Source organism: Streptomyces boninensis, assembly GCF_048572725.1.
Classification (GTDB): Bacteria; Actinomycetota; Actinomycetes; order Streptomycetales; family Streptomycetaceae; genus Streptomyces; species Streptomyces boninensis.
Window position 1 is genome coordinate 5,766,415 of the sequence record NZ_CP183837.1, and the last position, 24,219, is coordinate 5,790,633.

Consider the following 24,219-nt stretch of genomic DNA (forward strand, 5'->3'; position numbering starts at 1 on the left):
CAGAAGAAGCCGAGCTTCTTGGGGGAGTAGCTGACCAGCAGGTTCTTCGTCGGCGCCCTCCTCGCGGCCGATGGCGCGCCGATCATTGTGGCGGGGGCGAGGGGGTGGCCTTGGACGATCTTTTCGGTGCGATTCACGGCCGCGTCTGTCGTAGAAGTCGTCGTCGGCTCTCGACACGTCGTCGAAGAAGATGTTCGGGCTCTTGCCGCCGAGTTCGAGGGTGACGGGCTTCAGGTGCTCGGTGGCGTACTCCATGATCAGCCGGCCGGCTAGGGCGGGGGAGGTTGCGCGGGGGTTGCGGGAGGGTCAGCCCGCGTCTCGCTCGACGGGCAGCCACAGCTCGGCGTCGGCAGTACTGCCGTCCGCCGACATCCGCGTACGCAGGATCTCGGGGCCCGGCCGGCTGCGGTACGGGTTCGACGGGAACCACTCGGTGAAGACGTCGCGCCACAGGTGCTGGATCGTCTCCGGTACCGGGCCCGAGGTGGTGAAGACCGCCCAGCTGCCTGCGGGTACGGGGAGCTCGGCCAGGCCCTCCGGGGCCGGGGCGGAGGTGATGACGCCGTAGTAATAGTCGAAGTCGGTGCCCTCGGCGCGGCTCGGGTCGAGGTCGTCGCAGACGGCGAGGATGCCGTGCGGCTCGCCGTCCGACAGCTGCTCCAGCCGCTGCTTGGTGTCGTCCTCGATGCCCCGGATGAACTCGATCATCTTCTGGTTCGGTCCCAGATGGACGAGCGGCAGCCGGGCCTTCCGCCCGACGACCGTGAAATCCGGCTTCTCCGCGACGCGGTACCGCATGCTGCTGCTCCCTTCGACGACCAGGCGGAAGGTCATCCGCGGCTGCGAGCTGAGCGCCGCGCCCGTACGCCGCGCCTCGCCGGGCCCCACGCCGTGCACCGCCCGGAACGCCCGCGCGAACGCCTCGCCGGACCCGTATCCGTACCGCACCGCGACATCCAGCAGCGTCCCGTCCCAGCCGATCACCTCCGCCCCCGCGACGGTCAGCCGCCGCCGGCGGATGTACTCCGACAGCGGCATCCCGGCGAGCGCCGAGAACATCCGCCGCAGGTGGTACTCCGAGGTGGCCGCGATCCGGGCCAGCTCGCCGACGTCGACGGAGCCGTCGAGGTGCCGCTCGATGTGCTCCATGGCCTCGTTGAGCCGCTCCAGCACGCCGGTCTCCTTCCTTGCTTACGATCACCACGCTAAGGGGGGCGTATCACGCCGGACCCGACATCCTGTGCCCGTTTCGGTCGGGTGCGGTGGTGGGCCTTCGCGTGCAGCGTTCGTGTGAGCTTCCGTGTGCCGCGGTGGGTGTGCGGGTCGGACGATCTAGCGTCCGGTCAGTGGCCTTCCGTTCCCTGAGTTCAGTCAGCTCCGTAAAAGAGTCGATCGCGTGCCGCGGCGCCGCCGCGCTCATCGCCGCGCTCGCCGTGTCGTCCGCCGCCCTCGCCGTGCTGCCCGCCGCCCAGGCGGCCCATGCCGTGCCCGCGCCCCCCGTGGGCGTGGCCGGCCAGGACGTGCCGGGCGACGACCGGGCGTACGACCCGCGGCCGAAGTCGCCCTGGGCGAAGCCGGTGCTGCGCGGCGAGATCAGCGCCCGCTACGGGCAGCCGGGCAACCTGTGGATCGCCGGGCATCACACCGGCGTCGACCTGGCGGTCCCGACGGGGACTCCGGTCCAGTCCGTCGGTCCCGGCCGGGTGTCCGAGGTGTCGACCTGGGGCTCGTACGGCCATCACATCAAGGTCCTGATGGACGACGGCAAGTACGTGCTGTACGCCCACCTGTCGCGGATCGACGTCTCCACCGGCGACCGCGTCGGCCCCGGCACCAGCCTCGGCCTCTCCGGCGCCACCGGCAACGCCACCGGCCCGCACCTGCACTTCGAGGTCCGCGACGCCCCGGGCTACGGCACCGACATCGACCCCGTGGCCTACCTCGTAGGCCACGGGGTCTTCCTGGGCACGAACACCCGGGCGCCGGGCGTACCGATGCACTGGCTCTAGAGTCTGCGCCTCCCCTCGTATGCCGCAGCCGCGGGTTACTTCGGGTCGCGGTTGAAGGTGGCCTTCGACCAGTAGTAGCCCAGCACGGTCAGGGCCAGCGCCCAGCCGACCGCCAGCCAGCCGTTGTGCCCGATCTCCGTACCGAGAAGCAGCCCGCGGAGGGTCTCGATGGCCGGGGTGAAGGGCTGGTATTCGGCGATCGGCTGGAACCAGCCCGGCATGGAAGCGGCCGGCACGAAGGCGGACGAGACCATCGGCAGCAGGATCAGCGGCATCGCGTTGTTGCTGGCCGCCTCGGCGTTGGGGCTGACCATGCCCATGCCTACGGAGATCCAGGTCAGGGCGAGCGCCACCAGCGCGATCAGCCCGAACGCGGCCAGCCACTCCAGCGCGGTCGCGTCCGTGGACCGGAAGCCGATCGCCACCCCGACGGCGCCGACGAGCACGACGCTGGCGATGGACTGCACGACGCTGCCGATGACATGACCGATCAGAATCGAGCCGCGGTGGATCGACATCGTACGGAAGCGGGCGACGATGCCCTCGGACATGTCGTTGGCGATCGACACGGCGGTGCCGACGACGGTGCCGCCGATGGTCATCATGAGGATGCCGGGGACGATGTAGGCGATGTAGTCGGCGCGGTCGGCGCTGCCGCCCAGGCCGCCGCTCATCGCGTCGCCGAAGATGTAGACGAAGAGGAGCAGCAGCATGACCGGGGTCAGCAGCAGGTTGAGGGTGAGCGACGGGTAGCGCCGGGCGTGCAGGAGATTGCGGCGCAGCATGGTGCCGGAGTCGCGGGCGGCGAGGGTGAGGGAGCTCATCGGACGGTCTCCTTGGGCTGGTTGGGGACGCCGGGCCCGGTAAGTGGCCCGGTAAGGGCGAAGAAGACGTCATCGAGGTCCGGGGTGTGGACGGTGAGCTCGTCGGCCTCGATGCCGGCCGAGTCGAGCCAGTCGAGGATGGAGCGGAGCTCGCGCTGGCTGCCGTCGCTGGGGAGCTGCAGGGTGAGGGCCTCGTCGTCGCGGGTGACCTCGCGGAGGGTCGTGGAGGCGGAGGCGTACGCCGCCGGATCGGTGAACCGCAGCCGGATGTGACCGCCGGGGATCAGCCGCTTGAGCTCTTCCGCCGTACCCTCGGCGGCGATCTTCCCGTCGTTGAGCACGGCGATACGGTCCGCGAGCTCGTCCGCCTCCTCCAGGTACTGGGTGGTCAGGAAGACGGTCACCCCGTCGGAGACCAGCTCGCGGATGATGCGCCACATGTTGTTCCGGGAGCGCGGGTCGAGGCCGGTGGTCGGCTCGTCCAGGAAGATGATCCGCGGGTTGCCCACCAGCGTCATGGCGATGTCGAGGCGCCGCTTCATGCCGCCGGAGTAGGACTGCGCGGGCTTCTTGGCGGCCTCGACCAGGTCGAAGCGCTCCAGCAGCTCGGCGGCGGTGCGCCTGCCCTCCCGCTTGGGGAGGTGGTGCAGGTCGGCCATGAGGAGCATGTTCTCCTCGCCGGTGATCAGGCCGTCGACGGCGGAGAACTGGCCGGTGACGCCGATCGCGGCCCGTACGCCGTCGGGTGCGGTGGCGATGTCGTGGCCGGCGACCTGGGCCTGGCCGCCGTCGGCGGCGATGAGGGTGGAGAGGATTTTTACGGCGGTGGTCTTGCCGGCGCCGTTGGGCCCGAGGAGGGCGAAGACGGAACCGGCCGGGATGTTGAGGTCGATGCCGTCGAGGACGGTCTTGTCGCCGTACGACTTGCGCAGGTCGATGGCCGAGATGGCGGGCGTACGGGACGTGGGCGTATTGGATGTGGGCATGACAGATGAAGGCATGGGGCCCTCCAAGTCGAAGGCTGAAGTGGGGTGGGGGAGCGGGCAGTTCGGGGGCAGTTCGATGGCAGTGAGCTCAGACCCGGGCGCGCCGGATGTCGATGTTGCCGTGCTTGGTGCGGGCGCGGACGGCGACCGAGTCCTCGGACTTCTCCGGGGCCTCGGAGGCGGTGAGCGCGTTGCGCACCTGCCCGTGGCCGGCGTTGACGTCGAGCCAGGCGGCCGTGCCCGCGCGGACGCCGAGGTCGATGGCGCCGTAGCTGGTCTCCAGCTGGATGGTGCCGCGGACGACGTCGTTCACGCGCAGGGTGCCGTGGGCGGTGACGGCGCTGACCGAGTCCTCGGCGCGGCGGATCTCGATGTCGCCGTTGGCGCCGTTGACCTGGAGCTCGCCGGTGACGGCGTCGACGGTGGTGGAGCCGTGCGAGTTCTTGAGGACGGCGGGGCCGTCGATGAGGCCGACGCGCATGCTGCCGGAGCTGGTGGTGATCTCGGCCCGGCCCTCGACCCGGTCCACGGTGATCGAGCCGTGCGCGGCCTTGAGCTGCAGCGGCCCGGTGGTGTCGAGGCGGACGTCGCCGGACGAGACCTTCACCTTGGCCTCGCCGAGCCGGCCCTCGCCGAGGACCTGGATCCAGGCGCCGCTGACGTCGACGCCGGAGCCCGCGGGCAGTTCGACGGTCACGTCGACGGTGCCGACGCGGCCGACGATGCCGATCTTGGGCTTGGGCGTCCGGATGGTCAGCACGCCGCTCGCGTACGTGACCTCGGTCTGGTCGGCCGTCCGCACGTCGAGGTCCTTCTTCGGATTACGCGCCCGTACCTCGACGACGGCGTCGCGCCGCTCGCTCGCGGCGAACTGGATGGAGCCGGCCTCGACGTGGGCCGTGACGGAGATGGGTTCCGGGGTCTCGAAAGCAGGCATGGCTGTCCCGTCCTTCTGGGTCTGTGAGACGTCCCCGCTGGTGGGACGTGGTGTGGTGGGTGAATGAAGTGGTGGTCGCGGGGTGTTAGTGCGCTCGGGCGCCGGCTTAGCGCACCCACCCCGTAAAGCTCTGTCCGATGGCCTGGCTCATCTCCGGCGTACGGGGCTGCCGCGCGCCACCGTCGACGGCGCCGGACACGGCCCGTACCAGCCAGGCATTGACCGACAGCCCCTCGCGGGCGGCGGCCTCCTCGGCACGCGCCTTGAGGTGCGCCGGCAGCCGAAGATTGACCCGGGCGGTGCCCCCCTCGTCGGCCTCGGCAGGCGCCTTGACCGGCTCGACGGGCGCGGCCGCCTCTTCGTACGCGCCGCCCCCCTCCGCCGGCGTCACAACAAACTCGGGATCGAGCCCACGCAGCCGCACATCGACCGACCCGGGCGCCAGCTCGCGAGTGATCTCGGCCATCGCGGCGGAGAGCACGTTGAGCATGGTCAGCCGCGTAGCCGACTCCAAGGGAGCAGTCAGCCGCCCGGCCAGCTCGCGAGCATCTTCCCCGCCGGCTTCGGCGGCCACCGCGAGCTCGCGGTGCAGGTTGTCGACATAGGGCGTGAGGTCCATGACGCCATGATGGCACCACAATGGCGCCATGCGCAAGTGCGGATGGCGTCACCGGTGACGCCACGTCGCCCGAAACGTCTCTGAGCTGCGAAGATTCACTCGGGAGACCTGCTGGGGCAGAGTGGCGCCACGTGGCACCACGGTGACATCGGAGTGCCCTCGCGTGTGACTGTCAGCTCGTACGGCGACATCAGAGGTCACGCGCGCGCCCGACGATGGGAGACACTTCGCCACCCTCCCCAAGTCCCTGGTGGCATGGAGGTAAAAACCAGAAACCCCCTCCGCACTGCGTTTCCGCAGTTCAGAGGGGGTTCCTCATGGCGTGGCGGCGCTAGGATTCGAACCTAGGAAGGCGAAGCCGGCAGATTTACAGTCTGCTCCCTTTGGCCACTCGGGCACACCGCCAAGGGTTTGTCGCTGTCGTGGCGACGACGTAAACCATACCTGATGGCGGGGGGTGGTCCGCCACTCGGTTGTGGCCGTCGTGATCACCGACACCTTGACTAGGCTGGCCCCTGGCCCCGCCAGGGGCCATCGCAGCCGGATCTACGTGTGAGGAGCCCGAAAACCATGGCCGACTCCAGTTTCGACATCGTCTCGAAGGTCGAGCGGCAGGAGGTCGACAACGCCCTCAATCAGGCCGCCAAGGAGATCTCGCAGCGCTACGACTTCAAGGGCGTCGACGCATCGATCCGCTGGTCCGGGGAGGACGGGATCGAGATGCGGGCCAATGCCGAGGAGCGGGTCAAGGCCGTGCTGGACATCTTTCAGTCCAAGCTGGTCAAGCGCGGCATCTCGCTGAAGGCCGTCGAGGCGGGGGAGCCGCAGGCCTCCGGCAAGGAGTACAAGCTCGGCGCGTCGATCAAGGAAGGCATCTCTCAGGAGGACGCCAAGAAGCTCGCGAAGATCATCCGGGATGAGGGGCCGAAGGGCGTGAAGGCTCAGGTCCAGGGTGACGAGCTGCGCGTCAGCTCCAAGAAGCGGGATGATCTGCAGGCCGTCATCGCGCTGATCAAGGGGAAGGATCTGGATTTCGCGGTCCAGTTCGTCAACTATCGGTGACCGAAGGCTAACTGGACCGCCGCCGCCGCACGGGCGTACGGTCGTAGCGCAGCACAATCCCGGCCCCGGACCCCGGCCAGGTGGTTGAGCGCGGGAGGCGCGGAGGTACGGGAAGAGCCCTCCTCCCGCGTGCTGTTTCGGTGCGCCGTTCGTCGGCGCTCGGTGCCGGGGATAAGGGTTTGGCGATGGAGCACGCGCGGCTCAGGGGACTGCCTCGCCGGATCAACGAGCACAGCATGACGCCGCGCTGGTCGTCGCCGCTCCTGTCGGTGGCCGTCGAGCTGCGGCGGGAGGCGGGGAGCCACCACCTGGCCTCGCAGATCACCAGCGCCGTGCTCGGCAGCACCCCCGCATCCGCGGTGCTGGTCAAGGCCCTCAGCGACACCGCCAGGATCGCCGCCCAGTACGTCGCGGGCCGCAGCGCGGCTCCCCGGTACTGGCTGCTGATCAGCGCGGACGACGGCGGCGTGACCGTGGCGGCGAGCGACTATGCCGTACCGGAGCTGGCCGGACCGCCCGCCTGGCTCCCCGTCTCCGGCGACAGCGCCACCGGCGGCGAGCGGGAATGGCAGCTCTCCGACGCCGAGCCCGGCGCCGGCGATCCGCTCGGCAACGGCGCCGCCAGCACCCTGACGCTCAACCGCACCCCCGACGGCCACGTCCGCCTGGGCTCCCGCATGCCCTGGTAGTGCCCGTCCCAGTTACCGAGTGTGCCCTGCCGTGCCGCCCACCGCAGGGCACACTCACTCGCTCACAGGGGCCGTAGGCCGAGGCTCCGCCCCCTCCGCCCGCGGCAGCTCCGCCCCGCCCACCACCTCGCGCGCCACATCCGCCATCCGCCGCCGAGCGGACCGCGCATGTGTACGGAGCTGCGCGAACGCCTCCTCGACCGTGATCGACAGGCGCGCCGCCAGGATCCCCTTCGCCTGCTCGATGACGACCCGGCTGCTGAGTGCGTGCTGCAGCTGCCCCGCCAGCACCCGCCCCTCCGCCACCGTCCGCTCGCGCAGCAGCGCGATCGCCGCGGCCTCCGCCAGCGACTCCCCGACCTCCGCCGCCCCCGCGGACAGCGGCCGCCGGGCCCCGGCCAGCAGCACCAGCGCGCCGAGCACCTGGTCGCGCCCCTCGCCGGACCGCAGCGGCAGCGCGGTGAAATCGCCATAGCCCAGCTCCTGCGCCCGCGCGGCATACCGCGGCCAGCGCATCCGGGCGGCCGGCGAGGTCGCCGTGTGCATGCCGGTGGCGCGTCCCGTAAGGCAGCACTCCCGGCCCGGCCCGGCCCGGCGGGCGGCTCGGGGATCAGCCCGGAGAGATCCGCCGGGCCGGGAGGCGGTACGGCCACGGGCTCGGAGTCCCGGTTCCCGATCACGACGTACGCCGCGGCAGCGCCGAGGTTCTCCACGGCGACCCTGGCGAGTGCGTCCAGGAGGCGGGTGGCGTCGTAGTCGGCCGCATCCGGGGTGAGGAATTCCGCCGACTGCGCGGCACGCGCCAGCTCCACGAAGGCCCGGGCCAGCCGCTGGTGGTCGGGCGTGGTCATGCGTACTCCTCAGCCGAGTCTCATTTTGCCGTGCACGATCCGCTCGGCGACGAGCCGGACGCTCTCCCCGTCCGCGAAGGCCCGCGCCTTGATTATCGAGAGTGCGTCATTGACCGTGCAGCCCTGCTGCTCGGCCACCATGCCGGTGGCCTGGTGCACCACGTCCTGGTGATCCAGCCCGCCGTACAGCTCCGGATCGGCATCCGCGCCCAGCAGCAGATTGGTGAGCGCCGCGGCCACCTCGTCATAGCGCCCGGCGGGCGTCAGCGGGTCGTACACGGACAGCGCCCCCAGGCAGTGGCCCGCGGACCGCAGCGGTACGGCAACCACCTCGTGGACGCCCAGCGCGGCCAGCCCCGCGCCGTATCCCGGCCAGCGGACCTCCAGCTCGGAGCCGGCGGCCGACGTCGTGGTGCCGCTGCCGGTGACGGCCTTGACGGGGCCGTCGCCGAGGATGTACTCGAGGTCCTGGGCGGCTCTGGCCCGGGGGTCCGAGGCGGCGAACGACAGCTGGCTGAGGTCGGTGCCGATCAGCGTCAGCGCCGCGCTCGAGGTGCCGAACAGGTCGGCCACCTCGGCCATGAAGTGCGGCCGCACCGCAGCGCCGCCCGAGCTGTCCAGCAGCTTGCCCGCGAAGGACAGATGCAGCCGGGCGGCCGCCAAGTGGCAGGCGGCGCTGCGCCGGTGGGCCGCCGCCGTCTCCGCGTACACGCTGGTGTCGAGCCGGCCGTCGTCGATGCGTTCGTTGCGCTCGGCGGCGCGCAGGTCGCGGGCCGCGCGGGCGCGCGCCGCGGAAGCGCGCCGCATCGCGGTCAGCGCCGCGTCCTCATGCCTTCCGGGCCCACTCACGGGCCCTGCCCTACGCCGGTCCGGACCCGTCAGGACTGGGCCGATCGGCCTCTTCCATCAGAAGGACCACGCCGCCGTTGTGCCCGTTGAACGGGGAGCACAGCACCCCGGCGCTGATGCTGCGGCCGATCCGGTTGACCGCGGGGATGGAGACCGGACCCGAGCGCTTGCCGGTGTCCAGGCACTGCTGGACGACGGACTGCAGCTGGGCCACCGGGAGCCCGAAGTCCAGCCCGTAGAAAGGCTGGTCGAGGACCTCGTCGGCGCGCAGGCCCCACAGCTCGACGGCGCCGCGGTTCCAGCTCTTGACCCGCAGCTCGGCGTCCAGCACCACCACGCCGGCCGCGATGGAGGACATCACGCCCTCCAGGAACGCCTTGGCCTCGTCGAGTTCGTCTGTACGGGTGCGCATTTCATCGTTCATCGTCTCCAGTTCCTCGTTGCCGGACTGGAGTTCTTCGTTCGTGGTCTCCAGCTCCTCGTTGGTGGACTGGAGTTCCTCGTTCGTGGTCTCCAGCTCCTCGATGGAGGACTGGAGTTCCTCGTTGGTGGTCTCCAGCTCCTCGTTGGTCGACTGGAGTTCTTCGTACGCCGTCTCCAGGTCCTCGCGCACGCGCTTGACCTCGGACTTCAGCTTGGTGGTTACGGTGACATCGCTGAAGGTGATGTTAGTGGCCTCGGGCTGCCCGCTGGGGCCGATCAGCGGCTGCACCACGATGTCGTAGTACTGCACGTCCTCGCCGACGCGCCGCTCGGCCCCGTTCACCCGCAGCGTGCGGCGCTCGTGCATCGCCTGCTCCATGAGCGAGCGCAGCTCGACCGGGCGGTACGAGATCTCCAGGTCCTGGAAGGGGCGGCCGATGTCGTTCGCGGTGAGCCCGAACTCCACCCGGGCGTGGTTGTTGATCAGCACCACCTGCCCGGCGCCGTCGATGCCGAGGGTGGCACCCGGCGCCGCGTCGAGGATCAGATCGCGCAGCTGCCTGGTGCGGGTCGCAGTGTGGATCTCGGGCCCCATGCCGGCCTGATCTTCAGCGGCGCGGAGTGGTACGGCGGCCCTGCGCTGCCCGCGCGGCGCCGGAAAATCCGCTGCCGCATGCTCACCACGTCGAACCGGTCGGCGTCGTTGAGCAGCATCTCGGCCTTGCCGAGGAACAGGTGGCCGCTCTCCCGCAGCGCGAAGTGGAAGCGGTCGACGATTTGCGTCTGCGCCTCGACGTTGAAATACATCAGCGTGTTACGGCACACCAGCAGGTTCAGCCGCGAGATCGGGGCGTCCCGGGTGATGTCGTGGCGGCCGAAGATGACCCGGCGGCGCAGGTCGGACCGGAAGCTGAACCGGGTGCCGTTCTGCTCGAAGTACTTGTCCCGCAGCTCTCCGGGCAGCGTCTCCAGGTCCTTGGCGGTGTACAGGCCGCTGCGGGCGTCGCGCAGCGCCTCCTCGTCGACGTCCGTCCCATAGATCTTCACCCGGTTCAGGCACTCGTCGATGCCCAGCGACTCGGCGAAGATGATGGCCAGCGAGTACGCCTCCTCGCCGCTGGAGCAGCCCGCGCTCCATACCCGGATCTCGTCCTCCCCGCCCGCGTCCGAGATCAGCTCGGGCAGCACCTCGCGCTGCAGGAGGGTCCAGGCCTCGGAGTCGCGGAAGAACGAGGTGACATTGATCAGGATGGTGTTGAACAGGGCGTTGAATTCATCCGCGTTGGTCTCCAGCAGGTCGCGGTAGTCCGCGTACGAATCAACCCGCGCGTCGCCCATCCGCTTGCGGATGCGTCGCCCCAGGGAGGAGCGCTTGTAGCCGGTGAAGTCGAACCCGCGTGCGTCGCGGATGAACGTCAGCAGCTCCTCCAGCGCCTCGTCGCTCTCCACGTCCTGCTGCTGTTCCGCCATCACTGCCTCTTGGTCTCAACGAGCCCGCTGATCACACGGGCGATCTCCTCCAGCGGGAGTACGAAGTCCGCTGACCCCGTACCCACAGCCGCCTCCGGCATGCCCTTGAATTCTGCCGTCTCCGGATCCTGCACGATCACCGTGCCCCCGCGGGATTTGACGGCGTCCACCCCCATTGCCCCGTCCCTGCCGGTCCCGGTCAGCACGCAGGCGATGGCCCGGGCCCCGTACGCGCCTGCCACGGACTCGAAGAGCAGGTCGGCGGAGGGGCGCAGAAAGTGGACGAGCTCGCTGTTGGAGAGCGCCAGGTCGCCGTCGGGGCCGACGAGCAGATGCCGGTCGGGCGGCGCCACGTACACCTGCCCTGGCCGGACGCTCTCGCCCGCCTCGGCGAGCTTGACGTGCAGGCCGGTGCGGCGGTCGAGGATGTCCGCGAGGACGGTGCGGTGGCGTGGGTCGAGGTGCTGGACGACCAGGACGGGTACGGGGAGCTCCGCGTGGAGGCCGCCGAGCAGCATGCCGAGGCCGTGGATGCCGCCGGCGGAGGAGGCGACGGCGACTACGGCGTACTCGTCTGGGTGCGGTGCTGCCGACACAGGGCGAGGGTAGCGGACCGCGCCTGGCCAGTAGCGCAGCGTAGGAGCTCTGGCTCAAACGATCTTCTCTTGTAGGACTCTACAAATCCCCGGTCCCGGCCCCCGGGCCATTTCATGTCTTCCACCCCGTGCTGACACCCGCCGTTTGCCTGTGTACTCCTCGTACCACTGCAACGAAGCAAGGGGCGAATGCGCGCTGGCCTTCTTCCCTGTTAACTGGAGTAACCATGACTGTGCACGCCCAGGAGACCGGCATCCAGGACCTTGAGCGCACCTGGATGAACCAGGCCATCGCGCTCGCCACCGAGAGCGTTGCCAACGGCGGCGGGCCCTTCGGCGCCCTGGTGGCCAAGGACGGCGAGGTTGTCGCGACCGGCAACAACCTGGTCACTGCGAGCCTGGACCCCACGGCGCACGCCGAGGTGAGCGCGATGCGCGCCGCCTGCCAGAAGCTGAACACCTTCTCGCTCGAGGGCTGCGTCCTGATCACCTCGTGTGAGCCCTGTCCGATGTGTCTGTCCTCCGCCCTGTGGGCGCGGGTGGACCGGATCGTCTTCTCCGCCGACCGGCACGATGCCGCGGTGGCCGGTTTCGACGACCGCAAGTTCTACGACCTCTTCGAGAAGAAGCCGAAGGAGCTGTGGCCGGCGGACGTCGAGCAGCTCGACCTGCCGAACCGCACCGCCCCGTTCGACGCGTGGCTGGCGAAGTCGGACCGTATCGACTACTGATCGCCGCTCTGCTGAAGGGCCGGCTGCTTCGGGCAGCCGGCCCTTCAGTGGTTTTACGGGCGTGATTCAGAAGCCGATCCCGTACTTCTCGCACTTCGGCTGGAAGCCAGGCACGTCCGCGCCCAGCTCATTGACCACGTTCTGCACGGTCGGCCCGTCGAAGGCCAGGCCTACGTGCCCGACCGGGTTCTCCGGGCACTGGTCCTGGAGCAGGATGTTCTCCGCATTGCCGCCCTTGAGGAAGGCATTCGTGTACGGGGTGACGACCTTGTCGTTCTTGGTCTGGATCACCGCGTAGCGCACCCCGGGGGCCGTGTCGCCGTCCGCCCAGAGCGCCTTCTGGAAGTCGGAGCCGGCCTCCTGGTCCTTGAGCCCCTGCAGCCCCATGAGGTCGAAGAAGCCGTTGACCAGGCCCAGGACGTGGATCGCCTCGCCCAGGTTGACCAGGCCGTTCAGCGTCGTGCCGTGGTTGCTCGGCGCCATCGCCACGAACTTGTCGACCTTCGCGGCGCCGCCCAGTCGCTTGATGTAGTAGTTCGGCATCATGCCGCCCTGCGAGTGGCCGACGAGGTCGACCTTCTTGGCGCCCGTCTTCGCCAGCACCTTGTCGACGAAGGCGCTCATCGTACGGGCCGAGCCCGCCACGCCCGTCATGCCGCCGATGCGGCCGAGGGAGAGGACGGGGTTCATGCCGTAGTTGAAGGCGAAGACGCAGTGGCCCTCGTTGGCGAGGGTCGGGGCGATCTGGGCCCAGTTGGCGCCCTGGTTGACGAAGGTGGCGTGCACCAGGACGACCGGGTCCGGGTGGGTGGCGGAGGGCTTGCAGTTCCAGTCGTTGGCGCCGGCGACGGCGTTGGGGCTGGCGAAGAAGTTGCTGACGGCGGTGCCCAGGTCGCCGACCGGGTACTGGCGCGGGGCGGCGGCCGTCTCGCCGGCTTGCGCGCTGCCGGTGGCGGCGGTGAGCACGCCCGCGGTGGCGAGGAGGGCGGCGACGGTGACGACGAGCCGGCGGCGGAGGCCGCGGCGGCGGGTTAAAGCGGCTGGTGGCGTCATGCGTACCTCCGTCGGAGAATGTGAAAACGGTCGTGTTCAGAAATGCGTTACCCGACGGTAACGACGGGGGAGGTGCGCCGCAATACCCCGCGCAGGTGAGAATCGGCCGTAGCGCAGCGGCAGTTGACGAAGGAGGGGCTCTTGCCAGGACCCGGGAAGCGGCCCACCCGCGGATACGCCGGCCGGCCCGCGGCCGACCGCCGGGCGGAGCGGCGGCAGCGGCTGCTCGCGGCAGGTCTGGAGCTGTTCGGCGGCGGGCCCGGCTATCGCGGCACCAGCGTGGCCGCGCTGTGCGCGAAGGCGGATCTCTCCACCCGGCAGTTCTACGAGGAGTTCGGCAATCTCGAAGAGGTGCTGGCGGTCCTCCACCGCGAGGGCAACGCCCGCGCCGAGGCCGCGGTCCTCGCCGCGCTCGGCACCGCGCCCGAGGGCGATGTACGGGCCCGCGCGGCGGTGGCCTTCCGCGCGTACGCCGAGTCGGCCGCCACCGACCCGCGCCGAATACGGGTGCTGTTCGCCGAGGTCGTCGGCGCGGGCCCGGCGCTGGAGCGGCAGCGGATCGAGACCCGTACGCGATGGGTGGAGCTCATCCGGGCGGAGGCCGCGGCGGCGGTCGCGCGGGGGGAGGTGCCGGATCGGGACTACCGGATCGCGGGGTATGCCTTTATTGCCGCGGTCAACGGGCTGCTCTACGACTGGTCGGCCGGCTATGTGGAGGCGACGGCGGGGGAGATCACGGCGGAGCTGGTGCACTTGCTGGTGGGCCTGCTGCGGCCGGTCGAGGGGAGTGCAACCCTGCCGCAACCCTCGGGCGGGGAGGGTGAGAAGCCTTAGGGTGCGGGGACCCTTCCGCCTGATCCAGGCAGCAGCGGACGCCCTCCCTCCGGGCTCCCCACGCGAACTGATGCTCCGGGCGCGCTTGGAGCGCCTGCTGTGGTGAGCCGGACCCGCCGCCCGCCGTGGTGAAGCGGCTCCGGGGTCCAGGTTCCGGGCCCGGGTCAGGAGGCGGAGAGGCCCGCGTCACGAGGCGGAGAGTCCCGCGCCGTTGGCCCTCGCCCCTCGCAGTCGCCGTAGGCGCAGCAGCGCCAGCACGCCCGTGACCGCAGCCACCGTCGCCACCCCGACGGCGAAGTGCACCGCCCAGGCGCCGGCCATGGTGGGCCCGCCCCAGGAGTCGCTGACGTCATTGCCCGCCTCGGCGAGCGGGTAACAGAGCCCGCGCACCACCGCCAGTCCCACCGCCGGAGCCGCCAGCACAAAGGCAACCGCGGCCCCCGGCAGCGCCCGCACGGCCCGCCCGGCGACAGCGGTCGCCCGCGTCGATGGTGCGGGGCCCGATGGCGTTGCCGGACCCGATGGCGAACCGGGAAGCAGCCCTTCCACCCGTTCCTGGAGCCGAGCCCCGGCGCGCGCGCCGCCCAGGCTGGCGAGCGCGAGCGCGGTGAGCTGGGCGGGGAAGGCGAGTACGCCGTGGACGGGCAGCATGGCGACGGTACGTACGGACATGAGGTCTCCTCAAGGCAGTGCGATCCCGGTTTCCGGACGCCCGAAAGCTAGGACCCGAACCGCCTCACCCGCGTCACACCAGGGAGCCAACCCGCCCGTCAAACCCCAGTAGGGGTAAGGGACTTCAGCCCTCACCCATCGCGGCCCGCTCATAGGCCGCAAGCGTGCTCACCACAAGCTCCCGCTCCGCCGCCGTCAGCGGCTCAAGCACCGCCCGCCAGGCGGCCGCCCCCCGCCCCAGCCACCCGTCGATCGCCGGGCGATGCACCTCCGCGATGCTGACGATCTTCCGGCGCCGGTCCGCGGGGTCCTCCTCCCGCTCCAGCATCCCCTTCCCGTGCAGGTCGCTGACCATGAGGCTCACCGTGGTCGGCGCGACCTCAAGGCGCGCGGCGAGCTCGTTCACCGGCAGCGGCCCGTCGAAGAGGAGGTAGGCGAGCAGCGATAGATGCCGCGGCGCGAGCGCGAAGGAGCGCAGCTCCTCCGGCGGCGGCGTGCGCTTGGCCCGGCCGACCAGGCGCGGCATGAGCAGCAGCAGCGTACGGACGGCGTCGTCGACGCTGGAACCGCTTGACACCCGGACCCTCCCTCCATAGCTTTGCCATCAAAGCTATTTTGCTTGCAAAGCAAAGTCATGCATGGACGCAGCGATGCTACCGAGAGGCCCCCGCATGCCCACGGAAAGCGGTCCCACCCACCGCCTGGCAGCCATGGCGGACATCCTCGAGCAGGCGCACGCCTCCCTCCGCGCCGACCTGACGGCTCTGCGCGCCGGGGAAGCGCGCCCCGCGACGGCCCCCGGCGCGGAACTCGCTCGCCACTGCCTCTCCTTCTGCACGGCCCTGGGCGAACACCACGCCAAGGAAGACGGCGCCTTCGCCGAACTCGACACCCGCTTCCCCCACCTCACCCAGGTCCTGACCCGCCTCCGCACCGAACACCGCACCATCGCCGCCAACCTCTCCCGCCTCCGCACCCTCGCGGATCACCCGGCGGCCCCCCAGCCCTCACCCGCCCACCTCCAGCAGGAACTGGCCACGCTGGAGGCGGACTTGGAGGCCCATTTCGCGTACGAGGAACAGGAACTACTCCCCGCACTACGAGCAGCCTGAACGGCCCTCCGCGCCTGACGGCAGCCGCCCGCGCTTAGTCGCCGGCGACCGCCCGCACCGCCGCCACCACCTCCGTATCCCCGCCGATCAGATCCAGCGTCTTCCCCGCCGTCCCCGGCTCGGCCAGCAACTCCGCCAGCACCGCCGCCACATCGTCCCGAGTCACCAGCCCCCTCCCGGTGTGCTCGGCGAGCGTGACCAGACCCGTCCCCGCGTCATTCGTCAGCCGCCCGGGCCGCAGGATCGTCCAGTCCAGGTCCTTGCGGGCCCGTACGTCGTCATCCGCGGCGCCCTTCGCGCGCAGATACGACGCGAACACCGGGTCGGTGCCCTCCGGCGGCTCGCCATCCGTGTCCATCGCGGAGACCACGATGAACCGCCGCACCCCGGCCTGCTCCGCCGCGTCGGCGAAGAGCACGGCCGCCGCCCGGTCCACGGTCTCCTTGCGCGCCTCCCCGCTGCCGGGGCCCGCGCCGGCCGCGAAGACGGCCGCGTCCGCCGACTCCAGGTGCCGGGCGACGTCGTCGACCGAGGCCGACTCCAGGTCGCACACCACCGGCTCGGCCCCGGCCGCCAGCAGGTCGCCGGCCTGCTCCGGGCGCCGGATCATGCCGGCGATCTCGTCCCCGCGCGCGGCCAGCAGCCGGCTCAGCCGCAGCGCAATCTGTCCGTGTCCTCCTGCAATGACAATCCGCATGATCCCGACCGTACGCCCCACCAGCCCCGACCCGCCGCAGCCTGTGGATAACCCCGCGACGCGGTCACCCCCGCTGCCCCTGCCGCGGCAGTTCCAGCTCGCTCGCGCCCGCCGTGTCGCAGTACTCGCGCACCGCGCTCGTCCGCGCCACCACCCGCCCCTGGTGCACCACGATGCGGCTGTACGCCAGCGACAGCACCCCGGCGACGTCCTCGCCCCGCACCGCCACCAGCTCCCCGGGGAAACCCGCCTCCACCCGCACCGCCGGCAGCCCCACCGCCGCCCGCGCTTGCCCGCTCACCGCGTCGTACGCCTCCTCCGGCGCCGCCTCACCCAGCGTGGCCAGGAGATACGCGGCCTCGAAGGGATCCCCGCGCCCCACCGGATTCGCCGCGTCCCGCAGCGCCCCGCTGCCCGCGGCCACCCGCACACCTGCCGCCCGCAGCAGCCGCACCGGCGCGCACCGCCCGGCCCGCGACCGCGCCTGCTCCAGCGCTCCGCACCCGCCCTGCGGCAGGCAGACGACCGCGACCCCGGCCGCCGCCAGCTGCTCGCCGACCAGCCCCGCCACCCGCTCCGGCAACCGCCCCAGCCCGCCGCACGGCCCGACGGTGACCCCGGCGCCGCCCGCCCCGCGCAGCCCGCCGGCCATCGCCGCCAGCCGCCCGAGCCGCGCCGGCTCCGCCCCGTCCGTATGCAGATCAACGGCGCACCCGTGCTCACCCGCCAGCTCCAGCACGGCCTCCACATAGCCCGCGGGATCCGGATCCAGATCAGGGCAGCCGCCGATCGCCTCAGCGCCCATCTTCACCGCCTCCCGTAGCGCCGCCAGCCCGTCCGCTCCGCCAATACCAGTGAGCAGCCGGGGGAGGGCGACGGCCGTCACGTCCGTCAGCCCCCGCAGTGACTCGCGCGCCCGCAGCACGCCTTCGAGCGCCCGCAGACCGGTCACACCCCCGACCCGCACATGCGTGCGCAGGGCCGTGGCCCCGTGCCCGAGCTGCAGCAACGCCGCCTCGGTGCACCGCCGCTGCACCTCCGTCGCGGTGTCCCCCGCGGGCCCCGCCGCGCTCGCCGCGCCCGCCGTGAGCGCGGTGTCGCCATGGGCGTGCGGCTCCGCGGGCGCGGGCAGCAGCAGATAACCGGTCAGATCCACCCGCGCCCCGCCCGAGGCGACCGGAGCCCCCAGGCTCCCGGCGGTGCCCACGGCCTGGATCCGCCCACCCCCGAGGCGTACGTCCACCATCCGCCCATCGGCCAGCCGCGCCCCGGTGAGCACCAGCGTCCCGGACTCGGCGGGACCGGCACCGGGACCGGCACCAGGACCGGGGGAGGGGGACGCCCCCGACGACCCGGACGAGGACGGCTGCTGCGGCTGGCTGTCGGCCATGGGGCTCCCGGTGCTGGGGCGGCATGAGAGATCGCTCACTCAGACGTTGAGACGACCGAGCCTAGAGTGCCGTAATGTCCGCTTCGCGGAAGATGCGCGGCGCCGGTGAATAGTCGTACCGGAGCTTCCACCGGGGCATCCAGCGGGACCGGGCGAGGCTCCCGCGACCCCTACCCGCGACCCCCCAAGGCGGCCCGTCGCCCCATCGATACGGATTTCACCTTCCGCCGCTGAGCGTGTAATGTCTTCATCGCTCGCCCCAATAGCTCAGTCGGTAGAGCGTCTCCATGGTAAGGAGAAGGTCTGCGGTTCGATTCCGCATTGGGGCTCTGATGTGCGCGTACCGCCAGGTACTCTGGAGGACGCGAGCATCTGCAGCGGTGTAGCTCAGTCGGTAGAGCAAGCGGCTCATAATCGCTGTGTCACCGGTTCAAGTCCGGTCACCGCTACTCACTCTCGGTAGCCGATTGCAGGCCCGGTCCTCCGATCGGCTACTCTTTATGCGTTTGTCCCATCCGTTCGTCAAGGAGCACTCAACGTGGCTGCCACAGACGTCCGCCCGAAGATCACGCTGGCCTGCGTGGAGTGCAAGGAGCGGAACTACATCACCAAGAAGAACCGGCGTAACAACCCGGACCGTCTTGAGATGAAGAAGTACTGCCCTCGCTGCAACGACCACACGGCGCACCGCGAGACCCGCTGACGCGGGGATTCGGCGTACGAAAAAAGCAACGGTGAGGGGCCGCACCCAGTGGGTGCGGCCCCTCACCCTTTGTGCACACTGGGTGGCGACAGCCACCACACCGCAGGAGGTGCCGAGCCGATGCCGCTCGACCAGTCCTTCGTGGGGCGGACCTACCCGCCCATCGCCCCGTACGAGGTCGGCCGGGAGAAGATCCGCGAGTTCGCCGAGGCCGTCGGCGACGCCAACCCCGCGTACACCGACCCGGACGCGGCGAAGGCCCTCGGCCACCCCGACGTCATCGCCCCGCCCACCTTCGTCTTCGCCATCGCCTTCCGCGCCGCGGGCCAGGTGATCGAGGATCCGCAGCTCGGCCTGGACTACAGCCGGGTGGTGCACGGCGACCAGAAGTTCGCGTACACCCGCCCGGTCCGCGCCGGCGACCGCCTCGCGGTCACCTCCACCATCGAGTCGATCAAGTCCCTGGCGGGCAATGACATCCTCGATGTCCGCGGCGAGGTCCACGACGAGTCCGGCGAGCACGTGGTCACGACCATGATCAAGCTGGTGGCGCGCGCCGCCGAGGGGGCCTGAGGCAGCGATGACCGCGAAGATCTCTTACGACGCCGTCGAGACCGGCACCGAACTCCCGGCCCAGTCCTTCCCGGTCACCCGCGCCACCCTCGTCCAGTACGCGGGCGCCTCCGGCGACTTCAACCCGATCCACTGGAACGAGAAGTTCGCCAAGGAGGTGGGCCTGCCGGACGTGATCGCGCACGGCATGTTCACCATGGCCGAGGCGATCCGGGTCGTGACCGACTGGGTCGGCGACCCGGGCGCGGTGATCGACTACGGCGTCCGCTTCACCAAGCCCGTCGTCGTGCCGAATGACGACACCGGCGCCCTCATCGAGGTCTCCGGCAAGGTGGCCGTCCGCGATGACGAGGCCCGTACGGTCCGCGTCGACCTCACCGCCATGAGCGCGGGGCAGAAGGTGCTCGGCATGGCCCGGGCGACCGTAAAGCTGGCCTGACCTGCACCGACTCCCGGCCGAAAACCGGGAGTCGGCCGACGGGTTGACAAGTTAGTGAGTGGCCAATAACTTAGTCCACATGGCAAGGATGAGTGCAGAAGAGCGACGCGAGAGCGTCATCCGCGCGGCGGTCACCGAGTTCTCCCGGGGTGGGTACCACGGCACCTCGACCGAGGCGATCGCCAAGCGGGTCGGCGTCTCCCAGCCGTATCTCTTCCGCCTCTTCCCCGGAAAGCAGGCGATCTTCCTGGAGGCCGCCCGGCGTTGCTGCCAGGACGTCACCGGGGTGTTCCGCAAGGCCTCCGAAGGGCTCCACGGCGAGGAGGCCACCAAGTCGATGGGCGAGGCGTACCAGGCGCTCATCGCGGACGACCCCGAGATGCTGCTCATGCAGATGCAGATGTACGTCGCGGTCGCGGACGCGGAGAGCGCCGGCGACCACGAGTTCGGCGAGGCCCTGCGGGCCGAGTGGATGGAGATGTACGACGTCGCCCACCTGGCCATGGGGGCGGATGTCGAGGAGACGACCCAGTTCCTCGCGTACGGGATGCTCGTCAACGTCCTGGTGTCGATGGGCTTCCAGCCCGAGCACCGGGTGTGGACCGGCTTCTACGAGCAGGTGCAGCCGAAGTAAGCCAAGCGTCGGTCAGTTGGGGTGCGCACACGTGTGCCCGCGAAAGTTAGTAATCAATAACTAAGCAATCCGAGCAAGGGGGACACCATGTCAAAGGAAACAGCCACACCACCCCGCCGCGCAGCGGCCTGGGCCCTCATCATCACCAGCCTCGCCAGCTTCATGGGCGCCCTGGACAACCTCGTCGTCACCACGGCCCTGCCCGCCATCCGCAAGGACTTCGGCGGCGGCCTCGAGGACCTGGAGTGGACGGTCAGCGCGTACACGCTCACCTTCGCCGTCCTCCTCATGACCGGCGCCGCGCTCGGCGACCGCTTCGGCCGCCGCCGCATGTTCGGCATCGGCATCGCCATCTTCACCGCGGCCTCCGCCGGGGCCGCGCTGTCCGACGGCATCGACGCCCTCGTCGCGGCCCGCGCCGCCCAAGGCGTCGGCGCCGCCCTGCTGATGCCGCTCAGCCTCACCCTCCTCACCGCCGCCGTGCCCGCGGCCCGCCGCGGCGCCGCGCTCGGCATCTGGGGCGCGGTGCAGGGCATCGCCGTGGCGACAGGCCCGCTGGTGGGCGGCGCGCTCACCGAGCACATCGCCTGGGAGTGGATCTTCTGGCTGAACGTCCCGATCGGCCTCGCCCTCCTGCCCCTGATCCACTTCCGCCTGCCGGAGTCCCGCGGCAGCAACAACCGCCTCGACCTCCCCGGCACCGCCCTGATCAGCGCGTCCCTCTTCGGCATCGTCTATGGCCTGGTCCGCGGCAACCCCGACGGCTGGACCGCGGGCCCCGTCCTCACCGGCCTGATCGCCGGCCCGGTGCTGCTGCTCGCCTTCATCGCGTACGAGCTGCGCGCCAAGGCCCCGATGCTGCCGATGCGGCTCTTCCGCAGCCGTGCCTTCTCCTCGATCAACGCGGCCAGCCTCCTGATGTTCGTCGGCATGTTCGGCTCGATCTTCCTGCTGAGCCAGTTCCTGCAGGGCGTCGGCGGCTACTCCCCGACCGAGGCGGGCGTCCGGATGCTCCCCTGGACCGGCATGGCGCTGATCGTCGCTCCGATCGCGGGCGCCCTGTCCGACCGCATCGGCGGCCGCCCGGTCGTCGCCATCGGCCTGGCGCTGCAGGCCATCGGGCTTGCCTGGATCGCCACCCAGATCTCGGCGGACTTCTCGTACGGCGCGTACCTCGTGCCCTTCATCGTCAGCGGCGTCGGCATGGCGATGTACTTCGCCCCCGCGGCCAACGTCGTCATGTCCAGCGTCCGCCCCGCGGAACAGGGCATCGCCTCCGGCGCCAACAACGCGTTCCGCGAGCTGGGCGGCGCCCTCGGCGTGGCCATCCTGGCCGCGGTCTTCGCCTCCCGCGGCGGCTACGAGACGGGCCAGACCTTCGTGGACGGCCTGCAGCCGGCCCTGTGGGCGGGCGTCGCGGCCCTGACGATCGGCACGGCTGCCGCCCTGCTGATCCCGGGGCGCGGACGGGTCGCCAAGGAGTCGGAGCTGGTGGCCTCCTCCGCCGAGGTGAAGGAGACCGAGCTGGTGTGAGCGCCGGTACGACACGGCGGGGCGGGTGTGGCTGCGGCCACACCCGCCCCGCCGTTGTGCGGCCCCGTAGGGTGTCAGGGTGCAGGTACAGAACGATGCCCCCCTGGCCCCCCTCACCACCTTCCGGCTCGGCGGCCCCGCCGCCCGGCTGGTCACGGCGACGACCGATGACGAGGTCATCGACATCGTCCGCAAGGCCGACGCCGACGGCGAGCCGCTGCTGATCATCGGCGGCGGCTCCAACCTCGTCATCTCCGACAAGGGCTTCGAGGGCACCGCCCTGCGCATCGCCACCAGCGGCTTCGAGCTCGACGGCACCGACCTGGAGCTCGCCGCCGGCGAGAACTGGTCCGACGCCGTCGCCCGTACCGTGGACGCGGGCCTCGCGGGCATCGAGTGCCTCGCCGGGATCCCCGGCTCCGCGGGCGCGACGCCGATCCAGAACGTCGGCGCGTACGGCCAGGAGGTCTCCTCGACCATCACCGAGGTGATCGCGTACGACCGCGAGACCGGCGAGCGGGTCGCCGTCCCGAACGCCGACTGCGGCTTCTCGTACCGCCACAGCCGCTTCAAGGCCGACCCCGGCCGCTATGTCGTCCTGCGCGTCCGCTTCCGCCTGGAGGACGCGGGCGGCCGCTCGGCGCCCATCGCGTACGCCGAGACCGCCAGGACGCTCGGCGTCCAGCAGGGCGAGCGGGCGGGCCTCGCCGAGGCCCGTAGGACGGTGCTCGGGCTGCGCGCGGGGAAGGGCATGGTCCTGGACCCGGACGACCATGACACCTGGTCGGCGGGCTCCTTCTTCACCAACCCGATCCTGGAGCAGGCGCAGTACGAGGCCTTCCTCGCCCGCGTCCACGACCGCCTCGGCCCGGAGGTGGCGCCGCCCGCCTTCCCCGCCCCCGACGGCCGCGTGAAGACCTCCGCGGCCTGGCTGATCGACAAGGCCGGCTTCACCAAGGGCTACGGAACGGGCCCGGCCCGCATCTCCACGAAGCACACCCTGGCCCTCACCAACCGCGGCTCCGCCACGACGGAAGACCTCCTCGCCCTCGCCCGCGAGGTGCGGGACGGGGTGCGGGAGGCCTTCGGGGTGACGCTGGTGAACGAGCCGGTGACGGTGGGCGTGAGCCTGTGAGGCCGCGGGCCCGCTTCAGGGCCTGACCGCCTCCCACGTCGTCGCCGCCACCGCCGCCGCGAAGTCATCGACCGGCTGCACCGTCTCCTCCCCGGAGAAGTGCAGGAAGAACGCCCGCTGGAAGCACGCCCCCAGCAGCAGCGCCGCGGCCGCGCGGGCGTCCGCGTCGGGCCGGACCCGGCCGCGGGCGCGCTCGTTCTCGAAGTAGCGGGCGAGCACCTCCAGGACCATGTGCGGGCCGATGCCCAGCTCGCGCAGCCCCGCGCGGTGGCGGGCGAGCAGCGCCGGCTCGGCGAAGAGGGAGCCGGCCATCGGCATCGCGTCCGCGTAGAAGCGCGCCGCCTGGTCGGCGAGCTCGGTCAGGCACTCGAGGACCGTCCGGTCGCCCGGGTCCTCGGCGAGCTCGTTCAGCAGCGGCCCGACCTTGGTGGGCAGCCGCTCGGTCAGCACCCGTACGAACAGCTCTTCCTTATTGGCGAAGTGCTTGTAGAGCGCGGCCTCCGAGCAGCCCGCCTCCCGCGCGATCGCCTTGGTCGTCGCGCTGCCCAGACCGGTGGTGCGCATGAGCTTCTCGGCGGCGTCGAGCAGGCGCTCGGAGGCGGGGCGCGGCTTCACGGACGGTTACTCCTCGGGGTGTAGCTGCGGATCCTACTCGTGGGTGAGTACTTACTCACCCTAGCCGGTACTGTGGTGAGTGAGCACTCACCCACCCCCGTATCCATCCCACCGTATGGCAGGAGAGACCCATGAAGCTGACCGTCTTCGGTGCCACCGGCCGCACGGGCGGACTCGTCGTCCAGCAGGCGCTGGACGTCGGCCACCAGGTCACCGCCGTGGTCCGCAACCCGGACAAGCTCACCGCCCACGGCAGCGGCCTGACGGTGGCCGTCGTCCCGGATCTGGCCGACACCGAGGCCCTGGTCCCGCTGATTCAGGGCGCCACCGCCGTGCTCTCCGGGCTGGGCCCGACCTCGCCCCGCAACACCGGCATCGCCGAGTCCGGCACCCGCGCCATCGTGCGGGCCATGGAGCTCACCGACGTACGCCGCCTGATCACCATCAGCGCCCTCCCGGTGGGCCCCACCCCGGAGGGCGAGTCCTTCGTGGGGCGCCGCATCGCCTATCCGCTGATCCGGCGGCTGTTCGCCAAGGTGTACGCGGATGTAGGCGCCATGGAGCAGGTGATGGCGGCCAGCGCACTGGACTGGACGGCGGTCCGGCCCGGCAATCTCGGGAACCAGCCCTTCACCGGCCGCTACCGGCACCTCGTGGCCGCCAACGTGCCGAACGCGGGCACCCTCGGGCGGGCCGATCTGGCCTGCGCGATGCTGGCGTTCATCGACGACCCGGCGACGGTGAAGCAGGTGGTGGGGCTGGGCGCCGCGCGCTGAGCCGGTA

29 protein-coding genes, 3 tRNA genes and 1 pseudogene are annotated in these 24,219 nt (G+C 71.0%); 15 read left to right on the forward strand and 18 right to left on the reverse strand.

Features of this window, described 5'->3' with window-relative positions; all coding sequences use genetic code 11:
* Positions 1 to 65: 65 nt before the first annotated feature.
* Together ACNNMR_RS26385 and ACNNMR_RS26390 are read right to left on the reverse strand one after the other, a co-directional pair.
* A pseudogene (locus ACNNMR_RS26385) lies at positions 66 to 285 on the reverse strand (aldehyde dehydrogenase family protein); the annotation flags it as partial.
* Positions 286 to 306: 21 nt separating this feature from the next.
* Positions 307 to 1,173 (reverse strand): AraC family transcriptional regulator, encoded by an 867-nt coding sequence (locus tag ACNNMR_RS26390; RefSeq protein WP_419997162.1) that lies wholly within the window; start codon positions 1,171 to 1,173, stop codon positions 307 to 309.
* Between the two features lie 173 nt (positions 1,174 to 1,346).
* On the opposite strand from ACNNMR_RS26390, the gene ACNNMR_RS26395 reads away from it, so the two are divergent.
* Positions 1,347 to 2,009 (forward strand): M23 family metallopeptidase, encoded by a 663-nt coding sequence (locus ACNNMR_RS26395; protein ID WP_419997163.1) that lies wholly within the window; start codon positions 1,347 to 1,349, stop codon positions 2,007 to 2,009.
* A 35-nt stretch (positions 2,010 to 2,044) separates the two neighbouring features.
* On the opposite strand, the gene ACNNMR_RS26400 is transcribed toward ACNNMR_RS26395, so the two are convergent.
* The 5 genes from ACNNMR_RS26400 to ACNNMR_RS26420 all read right to left on the reverse strand — a co-directional run bounded on the left by ACNNMR_RS26400 (position 2,045) and on the right by ACNNMR_RS26420 (position 5,780).
* Positions 2,045 to 2,833 (reverse strand): ABC transporter permease, encoded by a 789-nt coding sequence (locus ACNNMR_RS26400; protein WP_419997164.1) that lies wholly within the window; start codon positions 2,831 to 2,833, stop codon positions 2,045 to 2,047.
* Positions 2,830 to 3,834 carry an ATP-binding cassette domain-containing protein gene (locus tag ACNNMR_RS26405; RefSeq protein WP_419997165.1) on the reverse strand — a complete coding sequence of 335 codons (1,005 nt, stop codon included), beginning with the start codon at positions 3,832 to 3,834 and terminating at the stop codon, positions 2,830 to 2,832. Before ACNNMR_RS26405 ends, ACNNMR_RS26400 begins: the two co-directional genes overlap by 4 nt.
* Before the next feature lie 73 nt (positions 3,835 to 3,907).
* Positions 3,908 to 4,756: a DUF4097 family beta strand repeat-containing protein gene (locus ACNNMR_RS26410; protein ID WP_419997166.1), complete on the reverse strand. Its 849-nt coding sequence runs from the start codon at positions 4,754 to 4,756 to the stop codon at positions 3,908 to 3,910.
* 106 nt (positions 4,757 to 4,862) lie between these two features.
* Complete coding sequence (locus tag ACNNMR_RS26415; protein WP_419997167.1) at positions 4,863 to 5,375, reverse strand: toxin-antitoxin system HicB family antitoxin; 513 nt, start codon at positions 5,373 to 5,375, stop codon at positions 4,863 to 4,865.
* A 323-nt stretch (positions 5,376 to 5,698) separates the two neighbouring features.
* A tRNA-Tyr gene (locus tag ACNNMR_RS26420) sits at positions 5,699 to 5,780 on the reverse strand.
* 165 nt (positions 5,781 to 5,945) lie between these two features.
* Here ACNNMR_RS26420 and ACNNMR_RS26425 point away from each other — a divergent pair.
* Positions 5,946 to 6,437, forward strand: coding sequence for a YajQ family cyclic di-GMP-binding protein (locus ACNNMR_RS26425; protein ID WP_419997168.1), 492 nt, complete (start codon positions 5,946 to 5,948; stop codon positions 6,435 to 6,437).
* Between the two features lie 236 nt (positions 6,438 to 6,673).
* Positions 6,674 to 7,126, forward strand: a complete 453-nt coding sequence (locus ACNNMR_RS26430) for a hypothetical protein (protein WP_419997169.1) — start codon at positions 6,674 to 6,676, stop codon at positions 7,124 to 7,126.
* A gap of 54 nt (positions 7,127 to 7,180) precedes the next feature.
* Here the strand turns inward: ACNNMR_RS26430 and ACNNMR_RS26435 are convergent, their stop codons facing one another.
* The 5 genes from ACNNMR_RS26435 to ACNNMR_RS26455 form a co-directional block, all read right to left on the reverse strand.
* Positions 7,181 to 7,672 carry an ANTAR domain-containing protein gene (locus ACNNMR_RS26435; RefSeq protein ID WP_419997170.1) on the reverse strand — a complete coding sequence of 164 codons (492 nt, stop codon included), beginning with the start codon at positions 7,670 to 7,672 and terminating at the stop codon, positions 7,181 to 7,183.
* A gap of 314 nt (positions 7,673 to 7,986) precedes the next feature.
* The gene (locus ACNNMR_RS26440; protein ID WP_419997171.1) at positions 7,987 to 8,826 is read right to left on the reverse strand and encodes a GAF and ANTAR domain-containing protein; all 840 of its coding nucleotides are present in this window, start codon (positions 8,824 to 8,826) and stop codon (positions 7,987 to 7,989) included.
* Positions 8,827 to 8,836: 10 nt separating this feature from the next.
* Positions 8,837 to 9,844 carry a PAS domain-containing protein gene (locus ACNNMR_RS26445; protein WP_419997172.1) on the reverse strand — a complete coding sequence of 336 codons (1,008 nt, stop codon included), beginning with the start codon at positions 9,842 to 9,844 and terminating at the stop codon, positions 8,837 to 8,839.
* Positions 9,793 to 10,719, reverse strand: a complete 927-nt coding sequence (locus tag ACNNMR_RS26450; protein WP_419997173.1) for a CheR family methyltransferase — start codon at positions 10,717 to 10,719, stop codon at positions 9,793 to 9,795. The genes ACNNMR_RS26445 and ACNNMR_RS26450 overlap by 52 nt, the downstream gene beginning before the upstream one ends.
* Entirely contained in the window at positions 10,719 to 11,315 is a 597-nt protein-coding gene (locus ACNNMR_RS26455; protein WP_419997174.1) for a chemotaxis protein CheB, read from the reverse strand. Before ACNNMR_RS26455 ends, ACNNMR_RS26450 begins: the two co-directional genes overlap by 1 nt.
* A 227-nt stretch (positions 11,316 to 11,542) precedes the next feature.
* Between ACNNMR_RS26455 and ACNNMR_RS26460 the strand changes: the two genes are divergently transcribed.
* Positions 11,543 to 12,046 carry a nucleoside deaminase gene (locus ACNNMR_RS26460; protein ID WP_419997175.1) on the forward strand — a complete coding sequence of 168 codons (504 nt, stop codon included), beginning with the start codon at positions 11,543 to 11,545 and terminating at the stop codon, positions 12,044 to 12,046.
* 66 nt (positions 12,047 to 12,112) lie between these two features.
* Here the strand turns inward: ACNNMR_RS26460 and ACNNMR_RS26465 are convergent, their stop codons facing one another.
* Positions 12,113 to 13,099: an esterase/lipase family protein gene (locus tag ACNNMR_RS26465; RefSeq protein ID WP_419997176.1), complete on the reverse strand. Its 987-nt coding sequence runs from the start codon at positions 13,097 to 13,099 to the stop codon at positions 12,113 to 12,115.
* Between the two features lie 141 nt (positions 13,100 to 13,240).
* Between ACNNMR_RS26465 and ACNNMR_RS26470 the strand changes: the two genes are divergently transcribed.
* On the forward strand, positions 13,241 to 13,933 hold the full coding sequence (locus ACNNMR_RS26470; RefSeq protein ID WP_419997177.1) for a TetR/AcrR family transcriptional regulator: 693 nt from the start codon (positions 13,241 to 13,243) through the stop codon (positions 13,931 to 13,933).
* A gap of 186 nt (positions 13,934 to 14,119) precedes the next feature.
* On the opposite strand, the gene ACNNMR_RS26475 is transcribed toward ACNNMR_RS26470, so the two are convergent.
* Positions 14,120 to 14,605, reverse strand: coding sequence for a hypothetical protein (locus ACNNMR_RS26475; RefSeq protein WP_419997178.1), 486 nt, complete (start codon positions 14,603 to 14,605; stop codon positions 14,120 to 14,122).
* A gap of 124 nt (positions 14,606 to 14,729) precedes the next feature.
* A complete protein-coding gene (locus ACNNMR_RS26480) occupies positions 14,730 to 15,131 on the reverse strand; it encodes a MarR family winged helix-turn-helix transcriptional regulator (RefSeq protein WP_420000480.1) in 402 nt (133 codons plus the stop codon).
* A 145-nt stretch (positions 15,132 to 15,276) separates the two neighbouring features.
* Between ACNNMR_RS26480 and ACNNMR_RS26485 the strand changes: the two genes are divergently transcribed.
* Entirely contained in the window at positions 15,277 to 15,717 is a 441-nt protein-coding gene (locus tag ACNNMR_RS26485) for a hemerythrin domain-containing protein (RefSeq protein WP_419997179.1), read from the forward strand.
* Between the two features lie 34 nt (positions 15,718 to 15,751).
* Here the strand turns inward: ACNNMR_RS26485 and ACNNMR_RS26490 are convergent, their stop codons facing one another.
* Together ACNNMR_RS26490 and ACNNMR_RS26495 are read right to left on the reverse strand one after the other, a co-directional pair.
* A complete protein-coding gene (locus ACNNMR_RS26490) occupies positions 15,752 to 16,414 on the reverse strand; it encodes an NAD(P)H-binding protein (RefSeq protein WP_419997180.1) in 663 nt (220 codons plus the stop codon).
* 64 nt (positions 16,415 to 16,478) lie between these two features.
* Complete coding sequence (locus ACNNMR_RS26495; RefSeq protein ID WP_419997181.1) at positions 16,479 to 17,804, reverse strand: hydrolase; 1,326 nt, start codon at positions 17,802 to 17,804, stop codon at positions 16,479 to 16,481.
* 256 nt (positions 17,805 to 18,060) lie between these two features.
* Between ACNNMR_RS26495 and ACNNMR_RS26500 the strand changes: the two genes are divergently transcribed.
* The 8 genes from ACNNMR_RS26500 (at position 18,061) to ACNNMR_RS26535 (ending at position 22,821) form a co-directional block, all read left to right on the forward strand.
* A tRNA-Thr gene (locus tag ACNNMR_RS26500) sits at positions 18,061 to 18,133 on the forward strand.
* A 47-nt stretch (positions 18,134 to 18,180) separates the two neighbouring features.
* A tRNA-Met gene (locus ACNNMR_RS26505) sits at positions 18,181 to 18,253 on the forward strand.
* 89 nt (positions 18,254 to 18,342) lie between these two features.
* Positions 18,343 to 18,507, forward strand: a complete 165-nt coding sequence (gene rpmG / locus ACNNMR_RS26510; RefSeq protein WP_165243354.1) for a 50S ribosomal protein L33 — start codon at positions 18,343 to 18,345, stop codon at positions 18,505 to 18,507.
* A 120-nt stretch (positions 18,508 to 18,627) separates the two neighbouring features.
* On the forward strand, positions 18,628 to 19,080 hold the full coding sequence (locus ACNNMR_RS26515; protein WP_419997182.1) for an FAS1-like dehydratase domain-containing protein: 453 nt from the start codon (positions 18,628 to 18,630) through the stop codon (positions 19,078 to 19,080).
* 7 nt (positions 19,081 to 19,087) lie between these two features.
* Positions 19,088 to 19,519 carry a MaoC family dehydratase gene (locus ACNNMR_RS26520; protein WP_419997183.1) on the forward strand — a complete coding sequence of 144 codons (432 nt, stop codon included), beginning with the start codon at positions 19,088 to 19,090 and terminating at the stop codon, positions 19,517 to 19,519.
* Positions 19,520 to 19,598: 79 nt separating this feature from the next.
* On the forward strand, positions 19,599 to 20,153 hold the full coding sequence (locus ACNNMR_RS26525; protein ID WP_419997184.1) for a TetR/AcrR family transcriptional regulator: 555 nt from the start codon (positions 19,599 to 19,601) through the stop codon (positions 20,151 to 20,153).
* 87 nt (positions 20,154 to 20,240) lie between these two features.
* Positions 20,241 to 21,686: an MFS transporter gene (locus tag ACNNMR_RS26530; RefSeq protein WP_419997185.1), complete on the forward strand. Its 1,446-nt coding sequence runs from the start codon at positions 20,241 to 20,243 to the stop codon at positions 21,684 to 21,686.
* Between the two features lie 79 nt (positions 21,687 to 21,765).
* Positions 21,766 to 22,821: a UDP-N-acetylmuramate dehydrogenase gene (locus ACNNMR_RS26535; RefSeq protein WP_419997186.1), complete on the forward strand. Its 1,056-nt coding sequence runs from the start codon at positions 21,766 to 21,768 to the stop codon at positions 22,819 to 22,821.
* A gap of 15 nt (positions 22,822 to 22,836) precedes the next feature.
* Here the strand turns inward: ACNNMR_RS26535 and ACNNMR_RS26540 are convergent, their stop codons facing one another.
* Complete coding sequence (locus ACNNMR_RS26540; protein WP_419997187.1) at positions 22,837 to 23,436, reverse strand: TetR/AcrR family transcriptional regulator; 600 nt, start codon at positions 23,434 to 23,436, stop codon at positions 22,837 to 22,839.
* A 131-nt stretch (positions 23,437 to 23,567) separates the two neighbouring features.
* Between ACNNMR_RS26540 and ACNNMR_RS26545 the strand changes: the two genes are divergently transcribed.
* Positions 23,568 to 24,212: an NAD(P)-dependent oxidoreductase gene (locus tag ACNNMR_RS26545; RefSeq protein WP_419997188.1), complete on the forward strand. Its 645-nt coding sequence runs from the start codon at positions 23,568 to 23,570 to the stop codon at positions 24,210 to 24,212.
* Positions 24,213 to 24,219: the final 7 nt, after the last annotated feature.